This window comes from Providencia sp. 2024EL-00732, assembly GCF_044006275.1.
GTDB lineage: Bacteria > Pseudomonadota > Gammaproteobacteria > Enterobacterales > Enterobacteriaceae > Providencia > Providencia huashanensis.
Genome location: NZ_JBIPDG010000001.1, coordinates 1,082,517 through 1,094,822 on the forward strand (window position 1 = coordinate 1,082,517; position 12,306 = coordinate 1,094,822).

Consider the following 12,306-nt stretch of genomic DNA (forward strand, 5'->3'; position numbering starts at 1 on the left):
GATGGGCAAAATAAAGCCCTAGTCACTTTCAGCGACTAGGGCTAATTAATAACGGTGATAGATTATTTACTCGCCGTGATAACGACGGAAAATCAATGAACCGTTTGTACCACCAAAACCAAATGAGTTACACAGAGCATACTCCATGTTCTCAACCTTGCGTGCATGACCTGGGACAAAGTCCAGTTTGCATGCTTCATCTGGGTTATCCAGATTAATGGTTGGTGGAACAGTTTGATCACACAATGATAAGATGGTAAAGATTGACTCAATAGCACCCGCTGCACCTAAAAGATGCCCTGTCATGGATTTGGTTGAGCTAACGAGTACATCAGTACCCTCACCAAATACAGACACAACAGCCTGTGCTTCGGCTAAGTCACCCGCAGGTGTCGAAGTACCGTGAGCATTAATATACCCTACGTCACTTGCTTGAATACCTGCATCTTTCAGTGCGTTTTCCATTGCAAGCGCTGCGCCTTCCCCATTTTCTGGAGGCGAAGTCATATGGTAGGCATCACTGCTCATCCCAAAGCCTGCAATTTCGGCATAAATTTTCGCACCACGCGCTTTGGCATGTTCATATTCTTCAAGAATAATGATACCTGCACCATCACCAAGAACAAAACCATCACGGTCTTTATCCCAAGGGCGACTTGCTGCTTGTGGGTCATCATTACGAGTTGATAACGCTCTTGCTGCGCCAAAACCCGCAACACCAAGCGGGGTTGTTGCTTTTTCAGCACCGCCTGCAACCATTACTTCTGCATCACCATAAGCAATCATACGCGCCGCATGACCAATATTATGCACACCCGATGTACAGGCTGTAGCAATAGAAATACTGGGACCACGGAAACCGTACATAATACTTAAATGACCAGCCACCATATTAATGATGGTTGACGGTACGAAGAATGGGCTAACTTTTCGAGGACCACCGTGTAATAGAGATTCACAGTTATCCTGAATTAACCCTAACCCACCAATACCAGAACCAATCGCTGCACCAATCCGAGTAGCATTGGCTTCTGTTACTTCCAACCCTGCATCTTTAAAGGCCTGAAAGCCTGCTGCGATGCCGTATTGGATAAATGGGTCCATTTTTTTCGCATCTTTACGAGAGATGCCAAAATCTTCGTAATTGAAATCTTTTACTAAGCCAGCAAATTTAGTTGCGTGGTTAATAGTATCAAAATGCTCAATTAGGCTGATACCACTCTGTCCGTCACAAACAGCTTTCCATGATGACTCAACTGTGTTGCCGACAGGAGATAACATGCCCAGTCCGGTTACGACTACACGACGCTTAGACACGTATTTCCTCCAAGGAGGGAAAAGTTACAAAGGAAACATAGGCGATCGAGTGATCGCCTAGATAAGTTTTCGTACAATTATTTAGATGCGTTGCCGACGTAATCCAACGCTGCCTGTACTGTTGTGATCTTTTCAGCTTCTTCGTCAGGGATTTCGCAATCGAACTCTTCTTCTAGAGCCATAACCAGCTCAACTGTGTCAAGAGAATCAGCGCCCAAGTCATCAACAAATGAAGCTGTATTTACAACTTCTTTCTCTTCAACACCCAGTTGTTCAACGATGATTTTCTTAACGCGTTCTTCGATAGTGCTCATACTATTAAAATTCCTATCAAAACTCGCTTTCGCGATGGTTTTCGTAGTTTATGAAATACAGGAAAAGATACAACCCAATCCCGACTGTTGGAACCATTATTTTGCATTATTTAGCGTTGGATAACACTAATAATGCAAATAGTTCCATCATTTCTTTAGATCATGTACATGCCACCATTGACATGCAATGTTTCACCTGTGATGTAAGCCGCTTCGTCAGAAGCTAAAAACGCTACAGCACTGGCAATTTCTTGTGCATCACCCAGTCTATCAGCAGGAACCTGAGATAAAATGCCTGCACGCTGTTCATCTGTCAATGCTTTAGTCATATCAGTTTCGATAAAACCAGGTGCAACGACGTTGACAGTAATACCACGAGAAGCGATTTCACGAGCTAATGATTTACTAAAACCAATCAGCCCAGCTTTCGCTGCCGCGTAGTTTGTTTGCCCCGCATTTCCCATCACCCCAACAACAGATGCGATAGAAATAATACGACCATAACGTTTTTTCATCATGGCACGCAAAACGGATTTAGACAAACGGTAAACGGATGAAAGATTGGTGTCAATAACATCTTGCCATTCATCATCTTTCATACGCATCAATAGGTTATCACGTGTGATACCTGCATTATTAATCAAAATGTCAATTTCACCAAATTCTTTACGGATCTTGGTCAAAGTTTCTTCGATTGATGCTGCATCAGTCACGTTTAACGCTAAACCTTTACCTTTACCATCAAGGTAAGCGGTAATAGCTTCTGCGCCTTTTTCGCTTGTTGCTGTCCCAATAACAGTTGCACCGCGTGCGATTAAGGTTAAAGCTATCGCTTTACCTATCCCACGGCTAGCACCTGTTACCAGTGCAATTTTTCCTTCAAAGCCCATGTCTTCCTCAGCTATTTTCTAAAGCAGTGCTCAATGATACAGGATCATTGATTGCTACGGCAGTTAAATTAGAGACAATTCGCTTGGTAAGACCAGTCAATACTTTACCCGGCCCTACTTCGATAAGGTGTTCAACACCTTGATCTGCCATCAATTCTACTGTTTCCGTCCAACGGACTGGATTATACAGCTGACGGACTAAAGCATCACGAATATTTTGCGCCGATTGCTCTATTTTAACATCAACATTGTTGATAACTGGATAGTCTGGCTCACAAAAATCAATTTTTTCTAACGCATCGGCTAATTTATCAGCAGCAGGCTTCATTAATGCACAGTGAGAAGGAACACTCACAGATAACGGCAATGCACGTTTTGCTCCTGCTTCTTTACATGCAGCCCCTGCACGTTCTACTGCAGCTTTTTCACCGGCGATAACGACTTGCCCAGGTGAATTAAAATTAACCGGAGAAACAACTTGGCCTTGTGCAGATTCTTGACAAGCTTTTTCAATGGATTCGTTATCTAAACCGATAATGGCATACATCGCACCCGTCCCTTCAGGAACAGCTTCTTGCATTAATTTGCCACGTAATTCAACAAGTTTAATTGCTTGTTTAAAATCAATAACCCCTGCGCATACCAACGCGGAGTATTCACCTAAGCTATGACCCGCCATAATCGCTGGCATCGCACCATTTTTGTCTTTCCAAACACGGAAGATAGCCACGGATGCAGCTAACAATGCGGGCTGAGTCTGCCATGTTTTATTTAATTCTTCTTCTGGCCCATTTTGTACTAGTGCCCAAAGATCGTAACCCAATGCTTCCGATGCTTCAGCGAATGTCTGCTCAACTAGCTGATTTTCCTCAGCCAGTGCCGCTAACATACCTAAAGACTGAGAACCCTGTCCGGGAAATACCATAGCAAATTGTGTCATGTCTATTTTCTCAGTTAATTAAAAACGAACTAATGCAGAGCCCCAAGTGAAACCACCACCAAAGGCCTCTAAAAGCACCAGTTGACCACGTTGAATACGGCCATCTCGAACCGCTTCATCCAAAGCGGTTGGAACTGATGCTGCAGAAGTATTACCATGACGGTCAAGGGTGACAACAACTTTATCCATTGTCATATCTAACTTTTTAGCCGTCGCAGATATAATTCTTAAATTTGCTTGATGTGGCACTAACCAATCAAGTTCTTCTTTTGCAATACCACTTTCAGTCAATGTTTCATCAACAATATGGGCTAATTCGCGCACTGCAACTTTAAATACTTCATTACCCGTCATCGTTAAATACGCTGGGTCTTCAGAACAGCGACTGCGGTTAGGCAATGTTAATAAATCACCATAACGACCATCCGCATGCAGATGAGTAGAAATAATACCCGGCTCTTCAGATGCACCAATAACTACAGCCCCTGCTGCATCACCGAATAAAATAATAGTACCACGGTCTTCAGGGTCTAATGTTTTTGATAATGCATCAGCGCCAATCACCAAGGCTTTCTTCGTCATACCTGTTTTGACAAACTGATCCGCAATGCTGATTGCATAAGTAAAACCAGCACAAGCTGCGGCGACATCAAAAGCAGCGCAATCATTAATACCTAACAGTTGCTGGATTTGGCAAGCTGCGCTTGGAAAGGCATGCGTCGCTGATGTTGTTGCAACAATAATCAAGCCTATTTCAGCCGCCTCAATTTGAGCCATTTCTAGCGCATTTTTTGCAGCATGTAACCCCATCACTGAGACACTTTCGTCTTCGTTTGCAATTCTTCTTTCGTGTATTCCAGTGCGTGTCACAATCCACTCATCAGAAGTATCAACCATTTTCTCCAGATCAGCATTGGTGCGCACTTGCGCTGGCAAGTAGCTGCCTGTTCCTAAGATTTTACTGTACATAGCCATAGGTTATTGATCACTCCTGGGTAAAACAATATTTAGTCGCGCTGTTATTCTTTCTGGGACTTGCTTTTCAACAGCTTGTACTGCGCGGTCAATTGCGGCTTTAAAAGCGCCTTCATTCGCTGCACCATGACTCTTGATGACAATACCTTTTAATCCTAACAGAGTCGCACCATTATACTGGTCGGGGTTCATATCCCCAAAACGCTTCATTAAACGTTTTTTTAGCCATTTTTTCGCCAGTTGCATCAACCAACTGCGTTTTTTATTTTGATCACTTGATGATTTTATCAATGAAAGGATCACTCGGATGACACCTTCCATTGTTTTTAAAGAGACGTTACCTGCGAAGCCGTCACATACTAATACATCAGTTTTGCCTGTCAGTAATTCATTACCTTCTACATAACCAATATAGTTAATTGACGTTGTTTCTTTTAACACGGAGGCGGCTTCGCGGATATTATCTAGCCCCTTGCTCTCTTCTTCGCCAATATTGAGCAAAGCGACTCTAGGTTTAGAAATATTGACCACTTCTTCGGCCATAACTGAACCCATTACAGCAAATTGCACTAACATATCACTACTACAATTGACATTAGCGCCTAAATCAAGCACAACTGTTTGGCTTTTTTGCTGATTAGGTAAGATGGTCATTAACGCAGGACGTTCAATGCCGTCTATCGACTTTAACATCAATTTAGCTAACCCCATCAGTGCACCGGTATTGCCTGCACTCACGCACGCTTGTGCCTGCCCAGTTTTTACCAACTCCAAAGCCACTCGCATTGACGTCCCCTTACTTTGTCTTATGGCATTCGATGGCTTAGCATCATTTGCGATAACACCGTCCGCAGGGATTATTTCGACACGCGAAAGTTGCTCTGCACGGCATTGTGCAAGCAAAGGTTGAATGGCATCGGGTTGACCGACTAGCAGTAATTTTAGCGCTGGATTAGATGCCAGTGCCTGCAATGCAGCAGGCACCGTGACGCGGGGACCAACATCCCCGCCCATAGCATCTAACGCAATGGTTAGATTAGCCAAGGTAACAACAAATTACTTGCTGATAACCTTACGGCCACGGTAGTAACCATCTGCAGTCACGTGGTGACGCAGGTGAGTTTCACCGGAAGTTTTATCTACAGAAACTAGGGTAGCAGTCAGTGCATCATGTGAACGACGCATACCGCGTTTTGAACGAGTTGGTTTATTCTGTTGTACGGCCATTGACCTTACTCCTTAAGTACTTTTCTTTAAACTGGCTAATACGGCAAATGGGTTTGGTTTTTCTGCCTCAGGAGGCAGTTCACCAAAGACCATATCCGCTTCGGACACTTCACAGTGTTCAGAATCATGAACCGGAACCACTGGTAAGGAAAGAATTATTTCATCTTCTATCATTCCCAGCAAATCTATTTCACCAAATTCATCAATTTGAATTGGCTCGTAGAGCTCCGGTAATGCTTCGGCCTTTTCGTCATTGACGACAGGACTAAAACAATACGATACGTAGACATGATGCTTGAAATCAGTTCTGCAACGTTGACATTTTAAGGTGACATCCACTTGGGATTTCCCCTCAATGACAGTCAAACGCTGATTATCAATTTTAAATGATAATTCGGTTTCTACATCACTATCTACACTGACTACTGATTCGGCAATACGTGTAACTTGCTCAGGTGTATAACTCCCGACATAGTCGAGGTTTTTCTGAGCTGCACGCTGCGCATCGATAGTCAGGGGTAATTTTACCTTTTGCATAAGGCGCGCATATTAACTTTGTAATGAGCTATAGTCAAAGAAAAAGGCGGGGTAAACTCGCCTTTTCACCAAAAAATCGCAGGTTTTGCGTTTTATAGTTTAAAATGAGTTAACCCTTTTGGCTACGAGTTTCGAGAAAAATCATGAAATCGATTATTTTGGCGTCAACTTCAGAGTTCCGACAAACCTTGCTAAAAAAATTAGGATTACCTTTTTTAGCGGTTCCACCTAACATTGATGAATCGCCTATTTTACATGAGTCGGCTCAAGAACTGGTCATGCGGTTAGCCCATGCAAAAGCCGCCGCTTTGGCGAACCAATACCCACAACACCTCATCATTGGTTCCGACCAAGTCTGTGTCATTGATGGAAAAATAGTTGGCAAACCTCATAGCTTTGATAACGCCTTCAAACAATTACAAGCCGCATCAGGAAATAAAATTACCTTTTATACCGGTTTGTGTTTACTTGATACTGAAATAGGTAAGTTTGATGTGCAATGTGAATTATTCGATGTCTATTTTCGCCAACTAACGGATGACGAAATCACTCATTATTTGCATAAAGAAGAACCTTTCCAGTGTGCTGGTAGTTTTAAATCTGAAGGATTGGGTATTGCTTTGTTTGAACGGCTCGAAGGAAGAGACCCTAATACATTAATCGGGTTACCTATCATATTGTTATTAGAAATGTTGAGAAAGTGCGGTGTTAACCCCCTAAGCGACTAACTAAATAGAGCATGGCGCAGTGACAGGGGTTCACTCTCTGTCACTGCCAAAACTATTAAATTGCTGTTTTACGGTTACGCAACACTTTTAAGCAACGGGTTAACCCTGCATCCATAGGTGCCTGTAAGCGCATTTCTTCCCCTGTATTTGGGTGTGTGAATTTCAGCGCACTGGCGTGCAGAAATAAACGGTTTAAACCTGTATCCGCCAATTGGCTATCAAATTGCCTGTCACCATAGCGGTCATCAAATGCAATGGGATGCCCCGCGTATAAAGTATGTACACGGATTTGGTGAGTACGCCCTGTCACTGGGCTAGCCTTAATTAAGGTTGCATTTTCAAAGCGCTCTTCAACTTTGAAACGCGTTTCTGAAGGCTTACCTTCACTGTTAACTTTTACTACTCGCTCACCACTTTGGAGGATATTTTTTAGTAGCGGCGCTTGAACGACCTTAGTATGCGACTGCCAATTTCCTCGAACTAGCGCTAAATAATCTTTTTGCATTTGCTTTAAGCGCAATTGTTCGTGTAATGCCCTAAGGGCTGAGCGTTTTTTGGCCACCAATAAAATACCTGATGTATCCCTATCAAGGCGATGAACTAACTCAAGAAAACGAGCTTCTGGGCGTAGCGCTCTAAGCCCTTCAATCACCCCAAAACTGAGCCCACTTCCGCCATGTACCGCCGTTCCAGAAGGTTTGTTCAGCACTAAGATATAATCATCTTCAAATAAAATACAGTCAGCAAGCGCTGCCACTTTCCCTAATTTAGCTGATACTGGCGCTGTTTCACGCTCAGCAACCCTAACTGGCGGTACGCGAACTTGGTCCCCTTCCAGCAATTTATATTCTGGTTTTATCCGCCCTTTGTTAACACGCACTTCCCCTTTACGGATAATGCGATAAATCATACTTTTTGGCACACCTTTGAGTTTGGTGAGCAAAAAATTGTCGATGCGTTGCCCAGCTTCGTCATCGCTGATCTCAATAAATTGAACTTGGTTTTGTATATTCATTCGGGAATGCGTTAACTCTAATTGATTAAAATATGCTCTTATTCGCTCTCTCTATCATACCGACTCCACAAAATTTTTTATCTTTTTTTTTAATTTGTCTATTTTCTGCCTGATTTATCCTATTTCTAAATAAAATTTCCATATAACTTCCGTATCGACTTGCTATAATGTCTATGGCAATGGAATAATACGAAGTCGCCGAAATGTTTAAAAAACGAAAATTGGCGTTATATAGGATTTCTTATTTGATGACGTAACAATGCAGCAATGGCGTAAGACATTTAGCAACATCAAATAAATTAGCGAGCAACGAATTTTAGCTTATTGGGTTAGGAACTTCCGTTTTCAATAACATACGGCATCCTGATTAAGAACGCTGAATTTTTAATCTAAAAATCAGGTTCACCGAATACTGCGCGTCTCTATACGAACGACTGCCGCGAGGCAGACGGTTTTGTAAAAATCACGAGGCCATCGGTTTACAGTAGCTCATTCTTTCGCTGCTCTTTATTTAAAGAAAATAATTGAGTAAGTAATAACATGAAAAGAATGCTAATAAACGCAACTCAACAGGAAGAGTTGCGTGTTGCCCTTGTTGACGGGCAACGTCTTTATGATCTGGATATCGAAAGTCCAGGTCATGAGCAAAAAAAGGCCAATATTTACAAAGGTAAAATCACCCGCATTGAACCCAGTCTTGAAGCCGCATTTGTTGACTACGGCGCTGAAAGGCACGGTTTCCTTCCTATCAAAGAAATCGCTCGTGAATACTTCCCAAGCAACTACCACTCTCAGGGCCGTCCTAACATTAAAGATGTGTTAAAGGAAGGCCAAGAAGTTATTGTCCAAGTTGATAAAGAAGAACGAGGCAATAAAGGTGCAGCACTAACGACCTTTATTAGTTTGGCTGGGAGCTATTTAGTTTTAATGCCAAATAACCCTCGCGCAGGGGGGATTTCCCGTCGTATTGAAGGTGAAGACCGTACAGAACTTAAAGAAGCTTTGTCTTCTTTAGAAATTCCAGACGGTATGGGGTTAATTGTCCGTACAGCAGGTGTAGGCAAATCAGCAGAATCACTGCAACAAGATTTACTTTATCGCTTACGCCATTGGGATGCTATCCAAAAAGCGGCTGAAAACCGCCCTGCACCGTTCCTTATTCATCAAGAAAGTAACGTTATTGTTCGTGCGTTCCGTGATTATCTACGCCCTGACATTGGTGAAATTCTTATTGATAACCCGAAAGTGGTCGAAATGGCTCGTAACCATATTGAAGCTATCGGTCGCGGTGATTTCGCCAGCAAAATTAAACACTATAGTGGTGATGTTCCTTTATTTAGCCATTATCAAATCGAGTCGCAAATTGAGTCGGCATTCCAACGTGAAGTTCGTTTGCCTTCAGGTGGCGCATTAGTCATCGATACGACTGAAGCATTAACCGCTATCGATATCAACTCCTCACGGTCAACCCGTGGCGGTGATATCGAAGAAACTGCATTCAATACCAACTTAGAAGCGGCTGATGAGATTGCTCGCCAGCTACGTCTACGTGACTTGGGCGGTTTGATTGTCATTGACTTTATCGATATGACACCGGTTCGCCATCAGCGTGAAGTTGAAAATCGTCTACGTGAAGCCGTACGACAAGACCGTGCGCGCATTCAAATTGCACGTATTTCTCGTTTCGGTTTACTGGAGATGTCACGTCAACGTTTGAGCCCTTCTCTTGGTGAGTCAAGCCATCACGTCTGCCCTCGTTGCATGGGGACAGGGACAATTCGTGATAACGAGTCACTATCGTTGTCTGTGCTTCGTCTTATTGAAGAAGAAGCCTTAAAAGAGAATACCCATGAAGTACACGCGATTGTGCCAGTCCAAATCGCGTCTTATCTACTAAACGAAAAACGCAAAGCAGTCAGTGATATTGAACAACGCCAAAGCCATGTGCGTGTGGTGATTGTCCCTAATGACCAAATGCAAACGCCTCACTTCCATGTGATCCGTATTCGTAAAGGCGAAGAAGTTAACACTCTAAGCTACAATTTAGCGCAATATCATGAGACAGAAACGTTAAATCAAATTGATGAAACGACTGCAGAGCGTAAACTTCCTGAGCAACCAGCGATTTCGGCTTTTGCCCTGCAAGAACCTGTCGACATGCCTGCGGTGAAACCTAAAGAAACCGTTTCAAAAACCCCAGCAAAACCCGTGACAACAGAGCAGGCAACGCCAGGCTTATTCAGTAAAATTGCGGCCTTCTTCAAGAAGCTATTTGGTGAGGAAGAAGAAAAGGTGGTTGAGAAACCAGCACCGAAGCCTCGCAATAATAATGACCGCCGCCGTAATAACGATCGTCGTCGTAACAATGATCGCCGTAATAATAACCGTCGTGACCGCGATGATAATGAAAATCGCGAAACTCGCGACAATCGCAATAATCGTAATGCGACTGCGGATGAAACCAACAATCGTAATAAAGGCCGTAATAATAAAAATACGAGCCAACAAGATGAGCAAACAACTGATAGCAACAATCGCGATAATCAGCAACAACGTCGTGAGCAACGTGCAGAGCGTCGTCGCCGTCAGGACGAAAAACGTCAGCAACAAGCTGCAAAAGCACAACAAGATGCTCAACAAGATAACGTCGAAAATGTTGCGGAGAAAGAGGAACAACAACGCCCTGTTACACCTCGTCGCCAACGTCGCCAGTTATCACAGAAAATCCGTGTTACCGATAACGACCAAGTTGTAGATTCGGTTGAAACATCACAGGAAGTGGTGGCTACGCAACCTCTTGCCGCATTGCCTGTCGTTGTAACGCCTGTCAATCAGTCTGAAGGTGAAGTTAAAACAGAAGACCTGCAAGGCGTAAACACTCAAGCAGATGACGAAGAAAAGCAAGACACCATCATTCCTCGTCGTTCACGTCGTTCGCCACGCCACTTACGCGTAAGTGGGCAACGTCGTCGTCGCTACCGTGATGAGCGTCATTTGAATAAGTCGCCAATGCCATTAATCGCTGCGGTTGCCTCACCTGAACTAGCATCAGGTAAAGTATTTATTCATTATCCTATCGCCCAACCACAACAAGAAGGTATGGCGATCATTACTAATGAAGAAATGCTGGAACAACAAAGTGTTGATGAAGCCTCTTCGGCTGAAAAAACAAAAGTGACAGCGTCACAATCAGAGGTTATTGTTCCTGCTGTAACGGCTACCGCTGTTGAGGTTGCTCAGGTAGAAGTATCAGAAACGGTTGCATCTCCTGTTGTGGAAGCTGAAGTTAAAGCCCCTATCGATGAACAACCAGTAGAAGCAGTACCTGTTGAGATTGAGGCCGTTGAAGTGACTCAATCTGAAAACACACTAACTGAAACTACAGCAATCGTCGAGAAAGCGCCTGAAACAACAGAGCAAGTGATTGAGTCTCCTGTTGAATCTGTTGTTAAGTCAGAAACAACTGAGCTCGTTGTAGAAGAAGCTTCCGCTCAAACTGAAGCTGTTGATGAAACTGTGACTCAATTCGTTGAAGAAACATCAACGTCTGAGGTTATCGTTGAGACAGCAAAAGAGCCCGTAATAGTTAAAGAGGTTGAACCCGTTAAGGTCACCGAATCAACTGTTGTCGCTGTAAGCTTACATAAACGCCATGCGTATTCACCAATGACTAAAGCGCCTGCCCCTGAAACCTCGGGTGCGCCATTTGAAATTAAAGAATACCTACGCGATGCCTCAACCTTTGAAGGTAAAGGTGGCGCAGGTGGCCATGTTGCTTCAAACGTCGCAACCTCTGAAATGGCAAAACCTGCTGATTTCTAAGAACTAGCTAGCTGTAAACATAAAAGCCTTGATAGGAAACTATCAAGGCTTTTCTTATTTACAGCTGATTTTTATAAAGAAGTTTTTAATACTTACGATGACCTAGGCGGCAAACTAAACGAGGCCCTAGGAGCATACATCAGTATGTGACTAGGGCGAGTATGTGAAACCAACAACGCTACATCCCTAAATAAAGTACAAGTAGAATACCTAGATAAATTTCAAGTAAATTAATCCTCTATATAGTTCGACTTGTAGCTAGGCGGCAAACTAAACGAGGCCCTAGGAGCATACATCAGTATGTGACTAGGGCGAGTGTGTGAAGCCAACAACGCTACATCCCTAAATAAAGTACAAGTAGAATACCTAAATAAATTTCAAGTAAATTAATCCTCTATATAGTTCGACTTGTCCCTAGGCGGCAAACTAAACGAGGCCCTAGGAGCATACATCAGTATGTGACTAGGGCGAGTGTGTGAAGCCAACAACGCTACATCCCTAAATAAAGTACAAGTAGAATACCTAAATAAATTTCAAGTAA

General features: G+C 43.2%; 11 protein-coding genes. 2 read left to right on the top strand and 9 right to left on the bottom strand.

Annotated features, from left to right (window positions below):
• Positions 1-66 precede the first annotated feature (66 nt).
• The 8 genes from fabF to yceD form a co-directional block, all read right to left on the bottom strand.
• The gene (fabF, locus tag ACHB7C_RS05000; protein ID WP_042843442.1) at positions 67-1,317 is read right to left on the bottom strand and encodes a beta-ketoacyl-ACP synthase II; all 1,251 of its coding nucleotides are present in this window, start codon (positions 1,315-1,317) and stop codon (positions 67-69) included.
• Positions 1,318-1,394: 77 nt separating this feature from the next.
• On the bottom strand, positions 1,395-1,631 hold the full coding sequence (gene acpP / locus ACHB7C_RS05005; RefSeq protein WP_042843441.1) for an acyl carrier protein: 237 nt from the start codon (positions 1,629-1,631) through the stop codon (positions 1,395-1,397).
• Between the two features lie 155 nt (positions 1,632-1,786).
• On the bottom strand, positions 1,787-2,521 hold the full coding sequence (gene fabG, locus ACHB7C_RS05010; RefSeq protein WP_048607423.1) for a 3-oxoacyl-ACP reductase FabG: 735 nt from the start codon (positions 2,519-2,521) through the stop codon (positions 1,787-1,789).
• 7 nt (positions 2,522-2,528) lie between these two features.
• Entirely contained in the window at positions 2,529-3,461 is a 933-nt protein-coding gene (fabD, locus tag ACHB7C_RS05015; protein WP_042843439.1) for an ACP S-malonyltransferase, read from the bottom strand.
• A gap of 18 nt (positions 3,462-3,479) precedes the next feature.
• Positions 3,480-4,430, bottom strand: a complete 951-nt coding sequence (locus ACHB7C_RS05020; protein ID WP_042844304.1) for a beta-ketoacyl-ACP synthase III — start codon at positions 4,428-4,430, stop codon at positions 3,480-3,482.
• A gap of 9 nt (positions 4,431-4,439) precedes the next feature.
• Positions 4,440-5,480 (bottom strand): phosphate acyltransferase PlsX, encoded by a 1,041-nt coding sequence (gene plsX, locus ACHB7C_RS05025; protein ID WP_071548163.1) that lies wholly within the window; start codon positions 5,478-5,480, stop codon positions 4,440-4,442.
• Positions 5,481-5,492: 12 nt separating this feature from the next.
• Complete coding sequence (gene rpmF, locus ACHB7C_RS05030) at positions 5,493-5,663, bottom strand: 50S ribosomal protein L32 (RefSeq protein WP_006660802.1); 171 nt, start codon at positions 5,661-5,663, stop codon at positions 5,493-5,495.
• Positions 5,664-5,675: 12 nt separating this feature from the next.
• The gene (yceD, locus tag ACHB7C_RS05035) at positions 5,676-6,200 is read right to left on the bottom strand and encodes a 23S rRNA accumulation protein YceD (protein ID WP_048607428.1); all 525 of its coding nucleotides are present in this window, start codon (positions 6,198-6,200) and stop codon (positions 5,676-5,678) included.
• Positions 6,201-6,343: 143 nt separating this feature from the next.
• Between yceD and ACHB7C_RS05040 the strand changes: the two genes are divergently transcribed.
• Positions 6,344-6,928 (top strand): nucleoside triphosphate pyrophosphatase, encoded by a 585-nt coding sequence (locus tag ACHB7C_RS05040; RefSeq protein ID WP_129466068.1) that lies wholly within the window; start codon positions 6,344-6,346, stop codon positions 6,926-6,928.
• Positions 6,929-6,983: 55 nt separating this feature from the next.
• On the opposite strand, the gene rluC is transcribed toward ACHB7C_RS05040, so the two are convergent.
• On the bottom strand, positions 6,984-7,943 hold the full coding sequence (rluC, locus tag ACHB7C_RS05045) for a 23S rRNA pseudouridine(955/2504/2580) synthase RluC (protein ID WP_071548165.1): 960 nt from the start codon (positions 7,941-7,943) through the stop codon (positions 6,984-6,986).
• 540 nt (positions 7,944-8,483) lie between these two features.
• On the opposite strand from rluC, the gene rne reads away from it, so the two are divergent.
• On the top strand, positions 8,484-11,765 hold the full coding sequence (gene rne, locus ACHB7C_RS05050; protein WP_395346559.1) for a ribonuclease E: 3,282 nt from the start codon (positions 8,484-8,486) through the stop codon (positions 11,763-11,765).
• Positions 11,766-12,306 lie beyond the last annotated feature (541 nt).